Below are 20014 nucleotides of genomic sequence, written 5' to 3' on the forward strand. Positions count from 1 at the left end.
GCCTCGCGGATTTGCTCTAGCATGTGGGAGCGCGGCTTTGGCTCACTGTCATGGCGCGCAAAAACAACAGGAGAAATCCCATGAAAGCGCTTCGTTCGCTTCAGCTCGCCTTCGCACTGTGTGTCCTTGCCTCCAGCGCCGCCTTCGCCGATACCGTCGCGCTGAAAGCCGATCTCGAACCGTCCAGTGAAGTGCCGCCGCGCGTGAGCCAGGGGCACGGCATGCTCAACGCGACCTTCGACACGTCCACGAAGTCGCTGACGTGGACGGTGACTTACGAGGGCCTGACGGGGCCCGCCACGGCCGCGCACTTCCACGGTCCCGCGCCGGTTGGCCAGAACGCCAACGTGCAGGTGCCGATTCCGAAGGACAAGCTCGCGAGCCCGATCAAGGGTTCCGCCACGCTCACCGAGAAGCAGGTCACGGATCTGATGGGCGGGCAGTGGTACTTCAACGTTCATACGCAACAGAACCCGTCCGGCGAAATTCGCGGTCAGGTGCTGCCGGCCAGCTAAGCGCCGCCTTCACGGCATTGCGGTATCGACAACCTGAGCGACCGGCTGCCGCGCAGCCGGTCTCGACATCACGAACGGGCGAGGACTCCAGCCGATGAGTTGGCAAAACACGCTGATCTGCTGGTCCTTGCGCCGCAATTTCCTGCCTGAGACACGCAAGCCGGTCGACGTCGCGCGCGTGCGCACGCTCACGTCGCGGCGCGTGTGGACGCCGCCGCCGCCGCGTGGCTGGCGTTTGCGCGAGCAGTACGCCTGCCCCGAGGCGCCGTTGCGCGGCGAATGGCTCGTGCGCGAGCGCCGGGCCGAGGCGGGCCACGCGACGCGCACGATTTTGTATTTACACGGCGGCGGCTATTACTTCTGCTCGCCGCGCACGCATCGCGCGATCGCTTTCGGGCTCGCGAAGCGCACCGATGCCGATTGCTTTTCGCTCGCGTATCGCCTCGCGCCCGAGCATCCGTTTCCCGCCGCGCATGACGACGCGCTCGCCGCGTACCGGCGTCTGCTCGCCGAAGGCGTGCCGGCGAGTTCGATCGTGATCGCCGGCGATTCGGCGGGCGGCGGACTCGCGCTCGCCACCCTGGTGGCGTTGCGCGACGCGGGCGACGCACTGCCGGCCGGCGCGATCCTGTTCTCGCCGTGGACGGACCTCGCCGCCACGGGCGCCTCGATTCGCGACAACGACGGCCGCGATCCCATGTTTTGCGGCGACGTATTCGCCCGCATCGCGCCGCTTTATCTCGGCACGACGGACGCCGCGCATCCGTACGTTTCGCCGCTCTACGCCGATCTGCACGGCCTGCCGCCCTTGAGCCTCTACGCGGGCAGCACCGAAACCCTGCTCGACGACACGCGCCGCGTGGCCGAGCGCGCCCGCGCGGCGGGCGTGAGCGTCGATTGCGAGATCGCGCCCAATCTGCCGCATATCTGGCCGATCTACGCGCCGTTTCTGCCCGAGGCGCGCCGCACGCTCGACGACGCCGCGCGCTTCGTGCGCCGTGTGAGCGCCGCGAGCGAGCCGGGCGCGGGCGGCGTCGCGTTGTCGAGCGCCGTTCAATCGCCCGAGATTCAGTCGAGCGTCAGGTCGATCGCGTCGTAAGCGGCGTGCACGGCCGCCTCGCCGTAGCGGCGTTCGAGGCGGCGCACGGTGAAATGCCCGTGCGCGACCTGCTGGAAGTGGTCGATGAACACGGTGTTGACCATCGCGCCGAGCACCGCGCCGATGGCCGGAATCGACTTCGCCGCCACCTGTTCGCTGACCTGCACGGAGAAGCGCGCGGCCACGGTCTGCATGAGTTTAAGCAGCGCGGTCGAGCCGTGCGCGGCGAACCCCTTCGTCGCCATTTCGGTCGAGGCTTTCGAGACCGCCTGAGCCAGCGCGCCGCGCACCACGAAGTAGCCGAAGTCGGCTTCGTCGTCGGCGCTCGAGCGTCCGCCCATGCCGAACACGGTCAGACACTGGAGCTGGGTATCGGCGCCGGATAAATCCTCGCCTTCGCTGCGCGCGATGTCGCAGATCGAGCGAAACATCAGCGTGGTCGTGACCGGCAATTCCACCGGCAGCGCGAACAGGCCGAACGCGCCGCCCGCCGCGCCGGTCGTGGCCACGGCGAACTTGTGCAGCAGGTTGCTGGGCTTGAGGTTCGGTTTGGCGTCGGCGGGGGTTGTATCGACGGAAAGTGCGGTGGAGGTTGCGCCGGAAAGCGCCAGCGCGCCGGGCTTGCCGAGCGTCTTGAGCGCGAGTTGCAGGCATTTGCGCAGCGCGGCCTGGGTGGCCTCGTTGACCTTGTCGTTGGCCAAGCCGGGCAACCGGGCGATCAGCTTTTCGACGGGCGCGCCCACGATGGCCGCGAGTTTCATGCCGAGCGGCGGCGTTTCCAGCCGATGTTTCGCGCGCCGCAGCGTGTCGAGATCGGCGGCGGACAGCGCGGCGCCGGGCAGTGCGGGATCGAAGCGTTCGAGACGATCAGGGGTCATGACTCTCCCGGATTTGCAGGCCGAGTTGCCAGGGCCGATCTGGATGCGATGCCCCAGTGTAACGGAGGCGGTCATGCTATGATGCCAATTCTTTGACGCGTCAACCATTGCTGGATCAAAAAATGGCCGTTCATACCGCCGCCCACCATTCGGCCGGGCAGGTTCTGCCGTTCCGCGAGTCGCTGCTCGCCATTCTCGGTGTCTCGTTCGTGACGATGCTGGTCGCCCTCGATCAGACCGTCGTGGGCACCGCGCTGCCCACCATCGTCGCCGAACTGCGCGGCTTCGAGCTGTACGCGTGGGTCGCCACCTCGTACTTGCTGGCCTCGGTCATCACCGTGCCGATCTTCGGGCGGCTCGGCGACTACTACGGGCGCAAACCCTTCGTGATTGCGTCGATCATCGTGTTCACCGCCGCTTCCGTGTTGTGCGGCGCAGCCAACAGCATGTTGTTTCTCGTGATCGCGCGCGGGCTGCAAGGTATTGGCGGCGGCATGCTCGTGGGCACCGCGTTCGCCTGCATTCCCGATCTGTTCCCCGACTCCGTCGTGCGCCTGCGCTGGCAGGTCGTGATGAGTTCCGCGTTCGGCATCGCCAATGCGGTCGGGCCTTCGCTGGGCGGCTTTCTCACGCAGTACTGCGGCTGGCGCTCCGTGTTCTACGTCAATCTGCCGGTCGGGCTGATCTCGTTCTACTTCGTGTGGCGCTATCTGCCGCATTTGCGGCACGTCGAGCATCGCGAACGCATGCGGCTCGACTGGCCCGGCGCGCTGCTCATCGCGATCGCGCTCGGCAGTCTGCAACTCTTCGTGGAGCGCCTGCCGGAGCACGGGCTCACGGCGGGCTCGCTCGGTCTGCTCGTGCTCGCCGTGGTGGCGGCCTATGGGCTGTGGCGCTGGGAGCGTGTGTGCCCGCAGCCGATCCTGCCCATCGACATGTTTCGCAACGCCAGCCTCAACGCGCTGTTCACGCTCGCGGTGCTCGGCGGCTTCACGCTGTTTTCGCTGCTGTTCTACGCGCCGCTGCTGTTCCAGGGCGGCTTTGGCATGACGCCGAACGAAGCGGGCGTGGTGATCACGCCGTTCGTGGTGTTCATTACCGTGGGCAGCATCGCGAACGGGCGCGTCATTTCGCGGATCAGCAAGCCGAATCTCATGCTCTACATTGGTTTCGCGATGATCGCGTTCTGCTGTTTCGTGATCGCGATCGCCACGCGCGGCACGCCGCGCGCGCTGCTGATGGGCAGCATGATCGTTGGCGGCATGGGGCTCGGCCTCGTGCTGCCCAATCTCACGATCTTCGCGCAGCAGACGGCGGGTCGCGAGCATCTCGGCATTGCCACCGCGCTGCTGCAGTCGCTGCGCATGATCGGCGGCATGTTCGGCACGGCGATCGTCGGCACGATGGTCACGCAGCTGTACACGAACGGCGTGCACAAGGCGCTCGACGCCGAGCAGGCCACGCACTGGCTGCCGCAGCTCGCCGACCCGCAGATCCTCATCAACCGCGAGGCGCAAACCTCGCTCGTCGCCGATCTCACGCGCGCGGGCCATCACGGCGCGCCGCTGCTCGAAGCCGCGCGCGAGGCGCTGGTGAGCGCGATTCACCTCGGCCTCGCGCTGGCGGCGATCATCGCGCTGATCTCGCTGTGGCAGACGCGCCGCGTGCCGCCCATCAAGCTGCGCAGCAAGCCCGAGCCCGTGATGCATGCCGATTGAGCGCGCGGCGCCGTGGTCGGCGCGAGCCGGTCGAGCCTCGCGCGAAACCGGCTTGAAGCCCGTCTGAAATCCGTCTGAAAACCCGTCTGAATCTCGTTTGAAACCGCTTATGGACACTCAGGACCGCATCGCCATCGTTCAGCAATTCGGGCGCACTTACCGCGCGTTCATGGCGGCGTTCGAGGCGCGCGTCGGCCATCCGATGCCGCGCTGGCGCATTCTGCTCGCGCTCTACGACCAGAACGGCGAGTCGTCGCAAAAGCGGCTCGTCGAGCGGCTGCGTGTGGACCCGGGCGCGCTCACGCGGCAGTTGAAGCCGCTCGAATCGCTCGGCTGGATCGCGCGCCGCGCCGACGAGCGCGACAACCGCATCACCAACGTGACGCTCACCGAAGCCGGGCGCGCCGCGGTAGAAGAAGGCTTGCCGCGACGCAACGACTTCCTCAACGTGACGATGGCGCTGCCCGACGAGGCGCTCACGGCGCTCAAGGATGCGCTGGGCATGATGGAGGAGCGCATCGGCGAGGTGGCGGCGGGCGCGGAGCCGTTGCCCCAGGCGCAGCCGGAAGCGGAATGAACAACGCCGGGCGCGGTAATGCCGCCCGGCGTTTTGTCACGCGTGGTGTCCCGCGGTTTTGCCGATAACCGCGCGCTCAGAAGAACGTTTCGATCACTTCCGTCACGCGATACGACGGGTCGACCATCAGCACCTGGCGCCACTTGTCGAACGTGAGGCACGGGTGCGAGATGTCGAACGCGATCATGTCGCCGACCTTGAGGTCGGTGCCCGCCGGGATCTGCAGGTAGGCATGCTGATCCATCATCTGGAACACTTCCCAGCCTTCGCTCGCGGCCACTTCGCGCGGCGCGCCGCCCTGCGAGGGGCGATAGTGACGCGAGGGCTCCGGGAAGCCCGCATCGAACGCCGCGTCGCGCTTGCCGAAGCCGACGATCGCGCGGCCCGGCTCCGGAATCGACTGCACGTACGCCCAAAGCTGCAACGCGGGTTGCAGCGCCACGCCCATTTCGCGCGCGACCGGGTTGCGCGTGAGGATCTGCGATTGCGCCTGCTTGTAGACGCCCACGTCGTGCGTGACGTAGCAGCCGGGGCGCAGCACCACGTCGATCGTGCCTGCCTGGGTGGCCGGCGCGAACTCCTCCGCCACCACGTCGTACCATGCCGATCCCGCGCCTGAGAGCAGCGCGGGCGAGCGCCCGAAGCGGCCCGCCGCCGCGAGTTCCTGGGTGACGTTGAGCGCGTCGCGCAGGAAGGTGCGCACTTCGCTTTCTTCCTTGAGGATGCCTTCGTAGATCTCGACGCCCGCGAGCTTGAGCGAGTCGGGATAGTTGGCGATGGCCGCGAGCACGGCCTCGCGGGTTTCGGCGTCGCGCACGCCGGTGCGGCCGCGCGGCACGCCGAGTTCGAGCAGCACTTGCAGCGTGCGGCGCGAGGCGCGGAAGAACTCGCCGAGCTGCTCGACGCCTTCCACGGAGTCGACGATGCAGAAGAACTCGAAGTCCTGATCGCTCAGCAACTCCGCGATGATCGCCATGTTGCGGCGGCCCACCAGCTGGTTCGCCATCAGCACGCGCGAGACGCCGCCGCGATATGCCGCGCGTGTCTGATGCGCGGTGGCGAGCGTGATGCCCCATGCGCCGGTGTCGAGCTGGCGGCGAAAGAGTTGCGGCGCCATCGTGGTCTTGCCGTGCGGCGCGAGCTTCACGCCGTAGCGCGTGACGAATTCCTGCATCCACTTGAGGTTGTGCTCCACGCGGTCCGCGTAGAGCACCGCGGCCGGCAGGCTCACGTCTTCGTCGAGCAGATTCCATTCGAGGCGCGTGGCGTCGGCGAGCGGCACGCTCGCGCCCGGCACGTTGCCGAGACCCTTGCTGTTCGGGTCGATCGTCGCACTCTGATAGTTTGTAACTTTCATTTCCGTTCGCTCCATACGGTCCGGTGTATTCGTCTTTATGCCTGATTTTGCCTTGATTTCGCCAATCCCCGGCAATGCGGGAAGGTTCGGCGTTGACTCAGCGATAGTACACAAAGTAACATCGCCTCGTGAAATGTTATTTACTAACAGCGTGTCTCTGACCGGCATTCCCGCATGAATCTCGCCACCGACCCGGCCCGCTTCGACATCGTCGCACGCATTGCGCAGTGCGTGCCCGGCCTGCGTCCCGCCGAGCGCGACGTGGCCGCGTTGATCCTCGACGATCTCGCGGGCGCCGCGCGCGCGAGTATCGGCGAACTCGCGCGGCGCGCGGGCGTGAGCGTCGCTTCGGTCACGCGTTTCGCGAAAGCCGTGGGCTGCGCGGACGTGCGCGAACTCAAGCTGCGGCTCGCGCAGGCCGCGGCCGTTGGCGAGCGTTTCCTGCGCGGCACGCGGGCCGTCGACATGTCGCGCGACGGCGCGGCGGGTGCCTCGGGCTGGCACGCCGACGCCCTGATCGATCCGCAGGCCGAACCCCACGCTGTCGCGCAGGCCGAGCCGCTCGCCACGCGCGTCTACGAAGAAGTGCACACGGCGCTCGCGCGCAATCACGAACTGCTGCGCCAGGCGCCGTTTGCCGAAGCCGCCGCCGCGCTGGGCGCCGCGCGCATGATCTACGTGTTCGGCATGGGCGGCGGTTCGAGCGCACTCGCCGACGAATTGCGCTTCCGGCTCGTGCGTCTCGGCCGTCCGGTCGCGTCGTATCAGGACAGCCTGCTGCAACGCATGGTGGCGAGCACGCTCGCGCCCGATTGCGTGGTCGTTGCGTTGTCCGTAACAGGTCGCGTGCCCGAGTTGCTCGATGCGTGCCGCATTGCGCGCGATTACGGCGCGAAACTCGTAACGATCACCGCGCCCGCCTCGCCGCTCGCCGCGCTGGCCGACTGGCTCGTGCCCATCGTCACGAGCGAAACCGATTTCATCTACAAGCCGTCCTCCTCGCGTTACGCGATGATGATGGCGCTCGACGTGCTCGTGACGGAGCTGGCGCTCGCGCAGCCCGAAACGAGCCGCGAGCTGTTGCGCCGCATGAAGCACACGCTCGACGCGCATCGCGGCGGCGGCGAACGCCAGCCGCTCGGCGATTGACGCGACTGAAGAGACTGAAGCGATTGAAGCGATTGAAGCCATCCTTAGGAGAACGCGCATGCATTCGCATCCCGAAGCCGCCGACACGCTGATCGTCGGCGCCATGCTCTACGACGGCACCGGCGCGCCGCCCGTCGAGCGCGACGTGGCGTTGCGCGACGGCCGCATCGCCGCGATCGGCAATCTTTCGAACTGGCTCGCCGAAACGGTGATCGAGGCCGAGGGCCGCGCGCTCGCGCCGGGTTTCATCGACGTCCACACGCACGACGACACGCACGTGATCCGCGCGCCGCAGATGCTGCCCAAGATCAGCCAGGGCGTGACGACGGTGATCGTCGGCAATTGCGGCATCAGCGCCGCGCCGGTCACGCTCAACGGCGATCCGCCCGACCCGATGAACCTGCTCGGCGATCGCGCCGCGTTCGGCTATCCGACCTTCGCCGCGTATGTGGACGCGGTGAATGCCGCGAAACCGGCCGTGAACGTGGGCGCGCTGATCGGCCATACGGCGCTGCGCAACAATCATCTCGACAACCTCAAGCGCGCGGCCACGCCGGGCGAGATCGCCGCCATGCGCGCGCAGCTCGAGGAAGCGCTCGCGCACGGCGCGCTCGGGTTGTCGACGGGACTCGCCTATGGTTCGGCGTTCGAAGCGTCGACGGAAGAAGTCGCCACGCTCGCCGAACCGCTGGCCGCCGCGGGCGCGCTCTACACCACGCACATGCGCACCGAGTTCGACGCGATTCTCGACGCGATGAACGAGGCGTATCACATCGGCAAGCATGCGCGCGTGCCGGTGGTGATTTCGCACCTGAAATGCGCGGGCCCGCAGAACTGGGGGCGCAGCGAGGAAGTGCTCGCCTCGCTCGACAACGCGCGCCGCTATCAGCCGGTGGGCTGCGACTGCTATCCATACAGCCGCAGTTCTTCGACGCTCGACCTCCGGCAGGTGAGCGGCGACATCGACATCACCATTACGTGGTCGACGCCGCATCCCGAGCAGGCGGGCAAGCTCATCAAGGACATCGCCGCGGAGTGGGGCGTGTCGCAACAGGAGGCGGGCCAGCGGCTGCAACCGGCGGGCGCGGTGTATCACAACATGTCCGAGGACGACGTGCGGCGCATCCTCTCGCATCCGGCTTCGATGGTGGGCTCGGACGGTTTGCCGAACGATCCGCTGCCGCATCCGCGTTTGTGGGGAGCGTTTCCGCGCGTGCTCGGGCATTACGCGCGCGACGCGAAGTTGCTGCCGCTCGAAGAAGCGGTGCGCAAGATGACGGGGCTCTCGGCGCGGCGCTTCGGCCTCGCGCAGCGCGGCGAGCTGCACGTGGGCTGGCATGCCGATCTCGTGCTGTTCGACCCGGCGAAGGTGCGCGATGCGGCGACCTTCGAAAAGCCGCAGCAGGTGGCCGAAGGCATCGACGCGGTGTGGGTGAACGGCGTGCTTTCGTATCGCGACGGGCAACCCACGGGCGAGCGCGCGGGCCATTTCGTCGCGCGCGGCAAGCGCGAAGGGAACGCCGAGGTGAACCCGGAAGCGAACCCAGAAGTGAACCGGGAAGCGAACCCGGAAGCGAGCGCGTTCTGAACGTGTTCAACGCGATGCCGCATGCGATCGCGATGCGCTTCCGTATCGGCATCGCATTCGGTATCGACACATTTCGACCCTCGGCGCGCCTGGCCCACGAAGCCCGGCGCGCCGCACGATCTCAAAGGAGCAAACGATGAAACGAATTGGAGCGGAAGGCGGCAAGGGGCAGGGCGGACAACATCTGCCGTTCGCGCGTGCCGTGGAAGCCGACGGCTGGCTGTACGTCTCGGGCCAGACGCCGATGGAAAACGGCGAGGTCATCAACGGCAATATCGTCGAGCAGTCGCACAAGGCGATCCAGAACCTGTTCGCGATCCTGAAGGAGGCGGGCTACGGCGCGGAGCACGTCGTGCGCTGCGGCGTGTGGCTCGACGACGCGCGCGATTTCACCTCGTTCAACAAGGTGTTCCGCGAGTATTTCGGCGAGCATCCGCCGGCACGCGCGTGCGTGCAGTCGAGCATGGTGGTGGACTGCAAGGTCGAAGTGGACTGCGTGGCGTATAAGGCGCCGGCGGGGAAGTAACGGTTTCTTCCCACTGTGCGCTGTCGCCTGGAGAACGGCTGCCGGAGTTATCCGGCAGCCGTTTTGCTGGCTTTTTGGCCCGTGCTTTCTCTGGCGCCTTTTCTTGCTTTTTTTCCTGCGGATTGTCGTCGAGCGGCTTGCGCTCAGTGATGCTCATTTCGACTTTCATGCCAGCTGAAACGGCCATGTTGATGAGCGCGTCGAGCGAGAAGAGATCGATTTTTCCGCGAGTGAGGTCGGAGACGCGCGGCTGCGTGACGCCGAAGAGTTCGGCGGCTCGCGTTTGGGTGAGCTTGCGGCGCTTGATGTATTCCTCAAGTTCGATCATGAGGCTGCAGCGCAGTGTCATGTTCTGGGCTGCCTGAGGCGTTTCTTCGAGCGCGTCCCAGATACTCTCGAAGCGCTGATTCTCTTGCATTTTGCGGCTCATGATCGCAACTCCTTGACTACATCGCGGTAGCGCCGCGCGGCGAGCGACAGATCGACGAACGCGGTTCTTTCGGATTTTTTCTGAAAGCAGTGCAAGACATAAATGACTTCGCCGATCTGCGTCACGTAAATCACGCGAAATGCGCCGGAAGCGTCGCGTAGACGGATTTCCCGTGCGCCACGCCCGACTGGATTCATCGGCTTCCAGTCGTTTGGTTCGCGGCCTTCCTGCACGCGCTGTAACTGGCGACCCGCTTCCTTGCGGATGTCAGGCGGAAACTTGCAAAGATCCGCATAGCTGCTGCCGCGAAATTCCAGCGGTTTCAAGTGGGTTCGATTATACAAAATTTTATATAAATTAGAGAGCGTTGAGCGGCCCGGCGCACGCCGGGAATGACATCGCTCAAGTCTCCGAACCCTTTCCCGTCAGCGCCTTTACTCACGTCAAACTCGCCTGCAACGTTGGCCGTCCGGCCAGGCGCACCATTTGCTATTGGCGCTCTTCCAATTTCCCAATATATGAGCGCCCCAATCACATATTGGAGAACCGGAAAAAATCTGCCTACAATCCAACCCATCCGATCCGACGCGTCATGCGCGAAATGCAGCGCGGCGTCGCACAACGAGAATCGGCACAAGACACTGAGACACAGCCCGGCAGCCGCGCCTCGCGCAGCCTGCCGGCGACACCAGGAGACATCGCCATGTTGCAGCCTGCGAAGCGCGCGGCTTTCAGCCTTCCGCACTCGAGCGCGCCAGCGCCTTGCACCGCTCTTGCCGCCTTTGCCCATGGCTCGCGCGCCGTCGTCTGACGCCGCGCCGCTCCCCCGTCTCTTTCCCGAAATCGCCATGAACAAAGCGATGTCCCCCTCGGTTGCCGGGCACGACGAAGCGTCGGCGGCGCCCTCGCGTACGGCTTCGCGCGGCACCGGCGCCACGGGCGGCCACGGCGGCGCCGACGAAATCGGCCTCGCCAGCTCGCTGCTCGACGGCTCGATGCAACAGGCCGGCACGCAAACGCTGCTGCGCGGCCTCGCGATTCTCGAAGCCGCCGCCGCCGGCGTGCGCGATCTGCGTTCGTTCGGCGCGGTGCTCGGCACCACGCGCAGCACCACGCATCGCCTCGTTTCCAGCCTCGTGCAAGCGCGCTATCTGCGGCAGGTGCAGGGCGGCTATCTGCTCGGCCCGAAGCTGATCGAACTCGGCACGATCGCGCTCGAACAGATGCCGCTCACGGCCGTGGCGCGCGCGCATCTGCAAGCCCTCGCCGACGAAACGCTCGACACGATCCATCTGGGCGTGCGCGACGGCGACGACGTGCTCTACATCGACAAGATTCCCGGCCAGCGCGGCCTCGAAATGCGCTCGCGCGTCGGGCACCGCATGCCGCTCGCGTCCACGGGCATCGGCAAGGCGATGATGCTCGACCTCGCGCCGCAAACGTGGCGCGAACTGTTCGACGCCTCGCGCCGCACGCTCGCGGGCGTGAGCTTTCGCCCCGACAGCAGCCTCGAACCCGAGACGTTCATCAAGCGCATGGCCACCTATGCGGCTGGCGGCTACACGTTCGATCTCGAAGAAAACGAAATCTCGATCCGCTGCGTGGCGGCGCCCGTGCGCGACGCCTCGGGCGCGGTCGTCGCGGCGCTCTCCGTCGCGAGCACGATTCCTTACATGCCGCTCGAACGCATGGATGAACTGATTCCCGTCGTGCAGCGCGAAGCGCGCGCGATTTCGCAGGAACTCGGCTGGCGCGCGCCGCAGCCGGCTACGCGCAGGATTCGTCGATGATGGCGCGCGAGAACGACGTGAAGGGTGCCGGCGCGGCGCACGATGCGACGCCGGACCTGAGCCAGGCGGCGTTGATCGCGCTCGACTGGGGCACGACCTCGCTGCGCGCGTATCTGTTCGATGCGGCGGGCAAGGTGCTGGCCACGCGCGCCTCGACGGCGGGCATCATGAATCTGCCGGTGCCGGCCGAGGAAGGCGGCTTCGACGTGGCATTCGACGAAGCGGTGGGCGTGTGGCTCGCTCAGGCGCCCGGTCTGCCCGTGCTGGCGGCCGGCATGGTCGGCAGCGCGCAGGGCTGGGTGCAGGCGCCGTACGTGGAAACGCCCGCGGGCGCGCAGGCGCTGGTGGACGGCATCGTGCGGGTGCGCGCGGCCTCGGGCGCCGAGGTGGCCGTGGTGCCCGGCGTGCTCGAACCCGGCGCCTTGCCCAACGTGATGCGCGGCGAGGAAACGCAGATTTTCGGCGCGTTGACGGCGGCTGGCACCGTATCCGGCGCGGATTCGGGCGCCTCGGGCGCGACATCGAATGTCGATGACACCGGCGACGCCCCGCCCGCGCTGATCGGCCTGCCCGGCACGCACGCGAAATGGGTCGTGGTGGAAGGCGAGCGCATCGCGCGCTTCTACACCTTCATGACCGGCGAGATCTACGCGGCGTTGTGCGCGCACACGATTCTCGGCCGCACGATGAAGCATCCCGTCGATCCCGACACGGCGGCGTTTCTGCGCGGCGTGAGCGTGGCGCGCGAGCAAGGCTGCGTCGGTTTGCTGGCCACCGCGTTCAGCGCGCGCACGCTCGGTCTCACGGGCCAGCTGGCCGCCGACGAACAGCCCGACTATCTCTCGGGCCTCGTCATCGGGCACGAACTCGCGGGCCTCGAAGCGGCGCTGGCGCGACGCGACGTCTCGCTCGCCGCGTGCGCGCCGCAACTGATCGGCGCCGAGGCGCTGTGCGAGCGCTACCGGCTCGCGCTCGCGCAGTTCGGCTGCGACGGCGCGCGTCTGGTGCGGCACGCGACCGAGCACGGCCTCTGGCGCATCGCCGTGCAGGCCGGCCTCGTCACGCCGCGCTGACCCGACACATCGACAGATAGAGACACCGGAACGAACAGGACGCCGACATGCAACCCGAACTGAACCTGCCCGCACCGTACACGCCGCACGCCGGCTTCGTCACGGCTTTCGCGGCGTGCCGCATGGTCGCGATCGTGCGCGGCATCCAGCCCGCCGAAGCCGCAGAGCACGGCCGCGCGCTCTACGAGGCGGGCTTTCGCCTGATCGAGGTGCCGCTCAACTCGCCGCAGCCGCTGGACAGCATCGCGGCGATCCGCAAAGTGCTGCCCGCCGACGCGCTCGTGGGCGCGGGCACCGTGCTCTCGACCGAACGCGTGCGCGACGTGCGCAACGCGGGCGGCGAGCTGATCGTGATGCCGCATGCCGATGTCGACGTGATCCTCGCCGCGAAGCTGCAAGGGCTCGCCTGCGTGCCGGGCGTCGCCACGCCCACCGAGGCGTTCAGCGCGCTCAAGCACGGCGCCGACGCGCTCAAGATGTTTCCGGCCGAACAGCTCGGCCCGGCCGTGACGAAGGCGTGGCGCGCCGTGGTGCCGGCCATCGTGCCGCTGCTGCCGGTGGGCGGCGTGACGCCCGACAACATGGGGCCGCAGCTCGCGGCGGGCGCGACCGGCTTCGGCCTCGGCTCGGCGCTCTACAAGCCGGGGCAGGACGTGGCGACCACGCGCGCGAACGCCATCGCTTTCATCGAAGGCTGGAAGCGCACGCACGACGCGCGCGGAGCGCAAAAGTGACTCGGCTCGCGGGCAAGGTCGCGCTCGTGACGGGCGCCGGACGCGGCATCGGCGCGGCGATCGCGCGCGCGTTCGCGGCCCAGGGCGCGGCGGTCGTGCTCGCGGAACTCGATCTCGCTTTGGGCGAGACCACGGCGCGCGCCATCGCCGCCGAACACGCGGGCGCGCAGGTGCTCGCGGTAGAGACGGACGTGACGCAGGCCGCCTCGGTGCGCGACGCCGTGGCCCGTGCGGAGCGCGACTTCGGCGCCGTGGACGTGCTCGTGAACAACGCGGGCATCAACGTGTTCGCCGACCCGCTCACGATGACCGACGACGACTGGCGGCGCTGTTTCGCCGTCGATCTGGACGGCGTCTGGAACGGTTGCCGCGCGGTGCTGCCCGGCATGGTCGAGCGGCGCGCGGGCAGCATCGTCAATATCGCGTCCACGCATTCGTTCCAGATCATTCCGGGCTGCTTTCCGTATCCGGTGGCGAAGCACGGCGTGATCGGCTTGACGCGCGCGCTCGGTATCGAGTACGCGCCGAAGAACGTGCGCGTGAACGCGATCGCGCCGGGCTACATCGAAACGCAGCTCACGCACGACTGGTGGAACGAGCAGCCCGACCCGCAGGCCGCGCGCGACGCGACGCTCGCGTTGCAGCCGATGAAGCGTATCGGCCATCCCGACGAAGTGGCGATGACAGCCGTGTTCCTCGCTTCGGACGAAGCGCCGTTCATCAATGCGAGCTGCATCACCATCGACGGCGGCCGCACGGCGCTGTATCACGATTGACGCTGGAATCAAGCCACATCGACGCCATAAAAAAGTAATTCGCAGCACGAAGGAAAACCGATAACGCAGGAATCCGACGACACGCTGGCCGCGCGTTTCGACGGGCAAAAGAAGAGGCGGCCGACACCCTTCCCGTGACTGAAGAAGACAGGAGACTGACAGCATGCAACGACGTATCTTTCTGACGCTGGTGGCCGCCGCTGCCACCGCCATGTTCGCGCAAGCGCCCATCGCGCAGGCCGCCGACCCGGTGAAGATCGGCTTTCTCGTGAAGCAGCCCGAAGAGCCGTGGTTCCAGGACGAGTGGAAGTTCGCCGAAATGGCCGCGAAGGAAAAGGGCTTCACGCTCGTGAAGATCGGCGCGCCCTCGGGTGAAAAGGTGATGAGCGCGATCGACAACCTCGCCGCGCAAAAGGCGCAGGGCTTCATCATCTGCACGCCGGACGTGAAGCTCGGGCCGGGCATCGTCGCCAAGGCGAAGGCCGACAACCTCAAGATGATGACGGTGGACGACCGTCTGGTGGACGGCGCGGGCAAGCCGATCGAGTCGGTGCCGCACATGGGCATTTCGGCTTACAACATCGGCAAGCAGGTGGGCGACGGCATCGCCGCCGAGATCAAGAAGCGCGGCTGGGACATGAAGGACGTGGGCGCGATCGACGTGACCTACGAACAGCTGCCCACGGCGCATGACCGCACCAGCGGCGCGACCGACGCGCTGGTGGCCGCGGGCTTCCCGAAGGCCAACATCATCATGGCGCCGCAAGCCAAGACCGACACGGAAAACGCCTTCAACGCCGCCAACATCGCGCTGACGAAGAACCCGCAGTTCAAGCACTGGGTGGCTTATGCGCTGAACGACGAGGGCGTGCTCGGCGCCGTGCGCGCAGCGGAAGGCCGCGGTTTCAAGGCCGACAACATGATCGGCATTGGCATCGGCGGTTCGGACTCGGCGCTCAACGAGTTCAAGAAGCCGCAACCCACGGGCTTCTACGGCACGGTCATCATCAGCCCGAAGCGTCACGGCGAAGAAACCTCGGACCTGATGTACGCCTGGATCACGCAAGGCAAGGAACCGCCGAAGCTCACGCTGACGACGGGCATGCTGGCCACGCGCGACAACGTGGAAAGCGTGCGTCAGCAGATGGGTCTCGCTTCGAAGTAAGCGCCTCGAAACACCGCGTTTCCAGGCAAGTGGTTTGAAGTGTGTTTCCCGCGGCGGGGCGGCGGCGCAATCCGGGGTGATTGCGCCGCCGCGCTCGCGGCGTATCGAATGAGAGGAAACCGAAGTGTCAGCGACACTGCGTTTTGACAATATCGGCAAGGTGTTCCCTGGCGTGCGCGCGCTCGACGGCGTGTCGTTCGACGTGAACGCGGGCGAAGTGCATGGCCTCATGGGCGAGAACGGCGCGGGCAAGTCCACGCTGCTGAAGATTCTCGGCGGCGAATATCAGCCCGACTCGGGCCGCATCCTGATCGACGGCAACGAGACGCGTTTTGCCGACGCCGCCGCGTCGATCGGCGCGGGCATTGCCGTGATCCATCAGGAACTGCAATACGTGCCCGACCTCACGGTCATGGAAAACCTGCTGCTCGGCGCGCTGCCCAATTCGCTCGGCTGGGTGAAGCGCCGCGAGGCACGCGCGTTCGTGCGCGAACGGCTCGCCGCGATGGGCGTCGATCTCGACCCCGCGGCGAAGCTGCGCAAGCTTTCCATCGCGCAACGCCAGATGGTGGAAATCTGCAAGGCGCTGCTGCGCAACGCGCGCGTGATCGCGCTCGACGAGCCCACCAGCTCGCTCTCGCACCGCGAGACCGAAGTGCTGTTCAAGCTCGTGCGCGAACTGCGCGCCGACAACCGCGCGCTCATCTACATCTCGCACCGCATGGACGAGATCTACGAGCTGTGCAACGCCTGCACGATCTTCCGCGACGGCCGCAAGATCGCCTCGCACGAGAAGCTCGAAGAGGTGAAGCGCGAAACGCTCGTGGCCGAGATGGTGGGCCGCGAGATCAGCGACATCTACAACTACGCGCCGCGCGAGCTGGGCAACACGCGCTTCGCGGTGCGCGGCATCGAAGGCGCGCCGCTCGCGCAGGCCGCGAGCTTCGAGGTGAAGGCGGGCGAGATCGTTGGCTTTTTCGGCCTCGTGGGCGCGGGCCGCAGCGAACTGATGCAGTTGATCTACGGCACCCACAAGCGGCGCGCGGGCGAGCTGGAACTGGACGGCAAGGTCATTCGCGTGAAGAGCGCGAGCGACGCGATCCGTCACGGCATCGTGCTGTGCCCGGAAGATCGCAAGGAGCAGGGCATCGTGGCGATGGCCACGGTTTCGGAGAACATCAACATCAGTTGCCGCCGCCATTTCCTGCGCGCGGGCATGTTCCTCGACCGCAAGAAGGAAGCCGAAACGGCGGACCGCTTCATCAAGCTCCTGAAGATCAAGACGCCGAGCCGCCGCCAGAAGATCCGCTTTCTTTCGGGCGGCAATCAGCAGAAAGCGATTCTGTCGCGCTGGCTCGCCGAGCCGGACCTGAAGGTCGTGATTCTCGACGAGCCCACGCGCGGTATCGACGTGGGCGCGAAGCACGAAATCTACAACGTGATCTACCAGCTCGCGCAACGCGGCTGTGCGATCGTGATGGTGTCATCGGAATTGCCGGAAGTGCTGGGCGTGTCGGACCGCATCGTGGTGATGCGCGAAGGCCGGATTTCGGGTGAGTTGCCGCGTAGCGCGGCGAGCGAACATGCGGTGCTCGATCTCGCGCTGCCGCAAGGCGCGCAGAAGCGCGCGGCATGACGCAACGGGGAGGAGTCAAGGAAATGCAACGAGAGAATCTGGCGGCGGATGCCGCCGACGCAGCCAAGAGCGTCGCGCACAGCGCAGCGGAAGCGCTTATTCCGCAAAAGTCCGACAAGCAGAAGTGGTGGCAGCAGATCACCGAGTACAGCCTCATCGTGATCTTCGCGGTGATGTTCATCGTGATGTCGCTGACGGTGGATCACTTCTTCTCCGTCGAGAACATGCTCGGTCTCGCGCTGTCGGTTTCGCAGATCGGCATGGTCGCCTGCACGATGATGTTCTGTCTCGCCTCGCGCGACTTCGACCTTTCGGTGGGGTCAACGGTCGCGTTCGCGGGCGTGCTCTGCGCGATGGTGCTCAACGCCACCAATAACACGTTCATCGCGATCGTGGCGGCGGTGGCGGCGGGCGCGGCCATCGGCTTCGTGAACGGCGCGGTGATCGCGTACCTGCGCATCAACGCGCTGATCACCACGCTCGCGACGATGGAAATCGTGCGCGGCCTCGGCTTTATCGTCTCGCACGGTCAGGCCGTGGGGGTTTCGTCCGACACCTTCATCGCCATGGGCACGATGGCCTTCTTCGGCGTGCAAATGCCGATCTGGGTCACGCTCATCTGCTTCATCGTGTTCGGCGTGATGCTCAATCAAACCGTGTACGGCCGCAACACGCTGGCGATCGGCGGCAATCCGGAAGCCTCGCGTCTCGCCGGTATCAAGGTCGAGCGCACGCGCGTGTGGATCTTCCTGATCCAGGGCGCGGTCACGGCGCTCGCGGGTGTGATTCTGGCGGCGCGCATCACCTCGGGCCAGCCGAACGCGGCCGAAGGCTTCGAGCTGAACGTGATCTCGGCGTGCGTGCTGGGCGGCGTTTCGCTGCTGGGCGGCCGCGCGACCATCTCGGGCGTGGTGATCGGCGTGCTGATCATGGGCACGGTCGAGAACGTCATGAACCTGCTCAATATCGACGCGTTCTACCAGTACCTCGTGCGCGGCGCGATCCTGCTGGCGGCGGTGCTGCTCGACCAGTTGAAGAACCGCGGTTCGCGCGACTGATCCGGTTAAAAGCCGCCGATCCCACCTTGAGGAGTTGAGCTTATGTCGTCCCCGGCTAACGCTACCGCGCATCACGCGCATGAGAACTACGCGCGCTACCCGAGCCTCGTCGACCGCGTCGTGCTGATCACGGGCGGCGCGACCGGTATCGGCGCGTCGTTCGTCGAGCACTTCGCCGCGCAAGGCGCGCGCGTCGCGTTCTTCGACATCGACGCGAGCGCGGGCCAGGCGCTCGCCGACGAACTCGGCGACTCGCGTCACAAGCCGCTGTTCGCCACGGTCGATCTCACCGACATCGGCGCGTTGCGCGCCGCCATCGCCGACGTGAAAGCCGCGCTCGGCCCGATCCAGGTGCTCGTGAACAACGCGGCCAACGACAAGCGTCACACGCTGGCCTCGGTCACGCCCGAGTCGTTCGACGCGGGCGTGGCGGTGAACCTTCGCCATCAACTGTTCGCGGCGCAAGCCGTGGCGGAAGACATGAAAGCGGCGCGCGCGGGCTCGATCATCAATCTGGGTTCGATCAGCTGGATGCTCAAGCAGGCGGAAATGCCGGTCTACACGATGAGCAAGTCGGCGGTGCAAGGCTTGACGCGCGGCCTCGCGAAAGACCTGGGCGCGCATGGCATCCGCGTGAACACGCTCGTGCCGGGCTGGGTGATGACCGAGAAGCAGCGCCGCCTGTGGCTCGACGACGAAGGCCGCGCGAACATCAAGCGCGGCCAGTGCATCGGCGAGGAGCTGCTGCCCGCCGACCTCGCGCGCATGGCGCTGTTCCTCGCCGCCGACGACAGCCGCATGATCACGGCGCAGGACGTGGTGGTCGACGGAGGCTGGGCATGAGCGCGCCGCGCGAAACGCAAGGCGAGGACGTTGCCGGACTGCTCGTGCCCGTGCAGTGCGAACTGGGCGAAGGGGCGACGTGGTGCGCGCGCAGCGGCCGGCTCTACTGGACCGATATCGAAGGCAAACGCCTGTTCCGTTACGACGCGCAGGCTTCGGGCGAGCAGCCGCAAACGTGGACGATGCCCGAGCGTCTCGCGTGCTTCGCGCTGTGCGAGGACCCAAACACGCTGCTGCTCGGGCTCGAATCGCGGCTCGCGTTCTTCGACCTGGCAACGGGCGAGATCGAGAGCATCGTGGAAGTCGAGCCGGGCGTGCCCACGCGCCTGAACGACGGCCGCTGCGACCGCCAGGGCCGCTTCGTGTTCGGCACGAAATACGAAGGCGCGCCGATGCAGGCGATCGGCGGGTTCTACCGGCTGAATCACGATCTCACGCTGGAGCGCCTGCCGCTGCCCGCGCCCGCGATCTCGAACAGCATTGCGTTCAGCCCCGACGGCGCGACGATGTACTTTTGCGACACGCTCACGGGCGAGATCCAGGCATGCGACTACGGCGCCGACGGGACGATTGCTAACGCTCGCTGCTTCGTGAAGCTCACGGACCCAACCGGCGGCCCCGATGGCTCGACGGTGGACGCGGAAGGCGGCCTCTGGAATGCGCAATGGGGCGGCGCGCGCGTGGTGCGCTACGGCGCCGATGGCGTGGAAACGGCGCGCGTAAACATTCCCACAGCGCAGCCAAGCTGCGTTACCCTCGGCGGTGCGTTGCTGGACACCCTTTACGTGACGAGTGCGCGCGCGGAAATGAGCGACGAAGCGCTCGCGCGCGAACCGCAGGCGGGCGGCGTGTTCGCGGCCCACGTGGCGCACACGGGCCTTACCGAGCCGCTGTTTGCGGGGCGCCGGAGCGAGTCGCGTAACGCGTAACGCGTGATGGGCGGTTGGCACGCGGGTTGACAAACGGTTAGCAAACTTCGTCAGCAGGACGAAGCAAATGCCGTGAGCGGTGCGCAGGGGCGGCATTGTCGTTGGCCGTTGCCCATCGTGGTTTAGCGTTGTCATCGGGCAACACGAAGGTCCGCCAGGACAAACCGCAGTTG

Annotated in this window: 19 protein-coding genes and 1 pseudogene; 16 read left to right on the forward strand and 4 right to left on the reverse strand. The window is 66.7% G+C overall.

Translation table 11 applies throughout. From position 1 onward, the window contains the following. The first annotated feature begins 80 nt into the window (after positions 1–80). Entirely contained in the window at positions 81–515 is a 435-nt protein-coding gene (locus FAZ98_RS01635) for a CHRD domain-containing protein (protein ID WP_158948149.1), read from the forward strand. A 94-nt stretch (positions 516–609) separates the two neighbouring features. Beyond that, a complete protein-coding gene (locus tag FAZ98_RS01640) occupies positions 610–1614 on the forward strand; it encodes an alpha/beta hydrolase (RefSeq protein WP_158948151.1) in 1005 nt (334 codons plus the stop codon). Here FAZ98_RS01640 and FAZ98_RS01645 read toward each other — a convergent pair. After that, complete coding sequence (locus FAZ98_RS01645; protein ID WP_158948153.1) at positions 1584–2492, reverse strand: EcsC family protein; 909 nt, start codon at positions 2490–2492, stop codon at positions 1584–1586. The genes FAZ98_RS01640 and FAZ98_RS01645 overlap by 31 nt on opposite strands. A 122-nt stretch (positions 2493–2614) precedes the next feature. On the opposite strand from FAZ98_RS01645, the gene FAZ98_RS01650 reads away from it, so the two are divergent. Both FAZ98_RS01650 and FAZ98_RS01655 read left to right on the forward strand, forming a co-directional pair. Further along, positions 2615–4210 (forward strand): MDR family MFS transporter, encoded by a 1596-nt coding sequence (locus FAZ98_RS01650; RefSeq protein ID WP_158948155.1) that lies wholly within the window; start codon positions 2615–2617, stop codon positions 4208–4210. A gap of 109 nt (positions 4211–4319) precedes the next feature. Further along, the gene (locus FAZ98_RS01655) at positions 4320–4787 is read left to right on the forward strand and encodes a MarR family winged helix-turn-helix transcriptional regulator (RefSeq protein WP_158948157.1); all 468 of its coding nucleotides are present in this window, start codon (positions 4320–4322) and stop codon (positions 4785–4787) included. 76 nt (positions 4788–4863) lie between these two features. On the opposite strand, the gene FAZ98_RS01660 is transcribed toward FAZ98_RS01655, so the two are convergent. Continuing rightward, positions 4864–6144, reverse strand: a complete 1281-nt coding sequence (locus FAZ98_RS01660; RefSeq protein ID WP_158948159.1) for an amino acid deaminase — start codon at positions 6142–6144, stop codon at positions 4864–4866. 174 nt (positions 6145–6318) lie between these two features. Here FAZ98_RS01660 and FAZ98_RS01665 point away from each other — a divergent pair, with 174 nt between their 5' ends. The 3 genes from FAZ98_RS01665 to FAZ98_RS01675 all read left to right on the forward strand — a co-directional run bounded on the left by FAZ98_RS01665 (position 6319) and on the right by FAZ98_RS01675 (position 9407). Further along, positions 6319–7293 carry a MurR/RpiR family transcriptional regulator gene (locus FAZ98_RS01665; protein ID WP_158948161.1) on the forward strand — a complete coding sequence of 325 codons (975 nt, stop codon included), beginning with the start codon at positions 6319–6321 and terminating at the stop codon, positions 7291–7293. Positions 7294–7351: 58 nt separating this feature from the next. Next, the gene (locus FAZ98_RS01670; protein WP_158948163.1) at positions 7352–8881 is read left to right on the forward strand and encodes an N-acyl-D-amino-acid deacylase family protein; all 1530 of its coding nucleotides are present in this window, start codon (positions 7352–7354) and stop codon (positions 8879–8881) included. A 136-nt stretch (positions 8882–9017) separates the two neighbouring features. After that, a complete protein-coding gene (locus FAZ98_RS01675; RefSeq protein WP_158948165.1) occupies positions 9018–9407 on the forward strand; it encodes a RidA family protein in 390 nt (129 codons plus the stop codon). Between the two features lie 208 nt (positions 9408–9615). Here the strand turns inward: FAZ98_RS01675 and FAZ98_RS01680 are convergent. Both FAZ98_RS01680 and FAZ98_RS01685 read right to left on the reverse strand, forming a co-directional pair. After that, a pseudogene (locus FAZ98_RS01680) lies at positions 9616–9837 on the reverse strand (helix-turn-helix domain-containing protein); the annotation flags it as partial. After that, positions 9834–10181, reverse strand: coding sequence for a type II toxin-antitoxin system RelE/ParE family toxin (locus FAZ98_RS01685; protein WP_199272277.1), 348 nt, complete (start codon positions 10179–10181; stop codon positions 9834–9836). The pseudogene FAZ98_RS01680 and the gene FAZ98_RS01685, both read right to left, overlap by 4 nt. A 504-nt stretch (positions 10182–10685) precedes the next feature. On the opposite strand from FAZ98_RS01685, the gene FAZ98_RS01690 reads away from it, so the two are divergent. The 9 genes from FAZ98_RS01690 (at position 10686) to FAZ98_RS01730 (ending at position 19841) form a co-directional block, all read left to right on the forward strand. Continuing rightward, on the forward strand, positions 10686–11627 hold the full coding sequence (locus FAZ98_RS01690) for an IclR family transcriptional regulator (RefSeq protein ID WP_158948169.1): 942 nt from the start codon (positions 10686–10688) through the stop codon (positions 11625–11627). After that, complete coding sequence (locus tag FAZ98_RS01695) at positions 11627–12700, forward strand: 2-dehydro-3-deoxygalactonokinase (RefSeq protein ID WP_233272727.1); 1074 nt, start codon at positions 11627–11629, stop codon at positions 12698–12700. The genes FAZ98_RS01690 and FAZ98_RS01695 overlap by 1 nt, the downstream gene beginning before the upstream one ends. 47 nt (positions 12701–12747) lie before the next feature. Then, on the forward strand, positions 12748–13434 hold the full coding sequence (locus FAZ98_RS01700) for a 2-dehydro-3-deoxy-6-phosphogalactonate aldolase (RefSeq protein WP_158948173.1): 687 nt from the start codon (positions 12748–12750) through the stop codon (positions 13432–13434). After that, positions 13431–14210, forward strand: coding sequence for an SDR family oxidoreductase (locus FAZ98_RS01705; RefSeq protein ID WP_158948175.1), 780 nt, complete (start codon positions 13431–13433; stop codon positions 14208–14210). Before FAZ98_RS01700 ends, FAZ98_RS01705 begins: the two co-directional genes overlap by 4 nt. Before the next feature lie 163 nt (positions 14211–14373). Next, positions 14374–15375 (forward strand): arabinose ABC transporter substrate-binding protein, encoded by a 1002-nt coding sequence (locus tag FAZ98_RS01710; protein WP_158948177.1) that lies wholly within the window; start codon positions 14374–14376, stop codon positions 15373–15375. A 124-nt stretch (positions 15376–15499) separates the two neighbouring features. Beyond that, positions 15500–17011, forward strand: a complete 1512-nt coding sequence (gene araG, locus FAZ98_RS01715; protein WP_158948179.1) for an L-arabinose ABC transporter ATP-binding protein AraG — start codon at positions 15500–15502, stop codon at positions 17009–17011. 23 nt (positions 17012–17034) lie between these two features. Then, positions 17035–18069 carry an L-arabinose ABC transporter permease AraH gene (araH, locus tag FAZ98_RS01720; protein WP_158948181.1) on the forward strand — a complete coding sequence of 345 codons (1035 nt, stop codon included), beginning with the start codon at positions 17035–17037 and terminating at the stop codon, positions 18067–18069. A 42-nt stretch (positions 18070–18111) separates the two neighbouring features. After that, on the forward strand, positions 18112–18912 hold the full coding sequence (locus FAZ98_RS01725; RefSeq protein WP_158948183.1) for an SDR family NAD(P)-dependent oxidoreductase: 801 nt from the start codon (positions 18112–18114) through the stop codon (positions 18910–18912). Then, positions 18909–19841, forward strand: coding sequence for an SMP-30/gluconolactonase/LRE family protein (locus tag FAZ98_RS01730; protein ID WP_158948185.1), 933 nt, complete (start codon positions 18909–18911; stop codon positions 19839–19841). The genes FAZ98_RS01725 and FAZ98_RS01730 overlap by 4 nt, the downstream gene beginning before the upstream one ends. Positions 19842–20014 lie beyond the last annotated feature (173 nt).

The sequence above is a fragment of the Paraburkholderia acidisoli genome (genome assembly GCF_009789675.1).
GTDB lineage: Bacteria > Pseudomonadota > Gammaproteobacteria > Burkholderiales > Burkholderiaceae > Paraburkholderia > Paraburkholderia acidisoli.

Excerpts from the sequence above, each read along its gene's own strand:
- FAZ98_RS01695 (WP_233272727.1), top strand. The coding sequence starts at position 11,627 with ATGGCGCGCGAGAACGACGTGAAGGGTGCCGGCGCGGCGCACGATGCG.
- FAZ98_RS01665 (WP_158948161.1), top strand. The coding sequence starts at position 6,319 with ATGAATCTCGCCACCGACCCGGCCCGCTTCGACATCGTCGCACGCATT.
- FAZ98_RS01730 (WP_158948185.1), top strand. The coding sequence starts at position 18,909 with ATGAGCGCGCCGCGCGAAACGCAAGGCGAGGACGTTGCCGGACTGCTC.
- FAZ98_RS01650 (WP_158948155.1), top strand. The coding sequence starts at position 2,615 with ATGGCCGTTCATACCGCCGCCCACCATTCGGCCGGGCAGGTTCTGCCG.
- FAZ98_RS01635 (WP_158948149.1), top strand. The coding sequence starts at position 81 with ATGAAAGCGCTTCGTTCGCTTCAGCTCGCCTTCGCACTGTGTGTCCTT.
- araH (WP_158948181.1), top strand. The coding sequence starts at position 17,035 with ATGCAACGAGAGAATCTGGCGGCGGATGCCGCCGACGCAGCCAAGAGC.
- FAZ98_RS01670 (WP_158948163.1), top strand. The coding sequence starts at position 7,352 with ATGCATTCGCATCCCGAAGCCGCCGACACGCTGATCGTCGGCGCCATG.
- FAZ98_RS01645 (WP_158948153.1), bottom strand. The coding sequence starts at position 2,492 with ATGACCCCTGATCGTCTCGAACGCTTCGATCCCGCACTGCCCGGCGCC.
- FAZ98_RS01660 (WP_158948159.1), bottom strand. The coding sequence starts at position 6,144 with ATGAAAGTTACAAACTATCAGAGTGCGACGATCGACCCGAACAGCAAG.
- FAZ98_RS01675 (WP_158948165.1), top strand. The coding sequence starts at position 9,018 with ATGAAACGAATTGGAGCGGAAGGCGGCAAGGGGCAGGGCGGACAACAT.
- FAZ98_RS01710 (WP_158948177.1), top strand. The coding sequence starts at position 14,374 with ATGCAACGACGTATCTTTCTGACGCTGGTGGCCGCCGCTGCCACCGCC.
- FAZ98_RS01640 (WP_158948151.1), top strand. The coding sequence starts at position 610 with ATGAGTTGGCAAAACACGCTGATCTGCTGGTCCTTGCGCCGCAATTTC.
- FAZ98_RS01725 (WP_158948183.1), top strand. The coding sequence starts at position 18,112 with ATGTCGTCCCCGGCTAACGCTACCGCGCATCACGCGCATGAGAACTAC.
- FAZ98_RS01700 (WP_158948173.1), top strand. The coding sequence starts at position 12,748 with ATGCAACCCGAACTGAACCTGCCCGCACCGTACACGCCGCACGCCGGC.
- FAZ98_RS01655 (WP_158948157.1), top strand. The coding sequence starts at position 4,320 with ATGGACACTCAGGACCGCATCGCCATCGTTCAGCAATTCGGGCGCACT.
- FAZ98_RS01690 (WP_158948169.1), top strand. The coding sequence starts at position 10,686 with ATGAACAAAGCGATGTCCCCCTCGGTTGCCGGGCACGACGAAGCGTCG.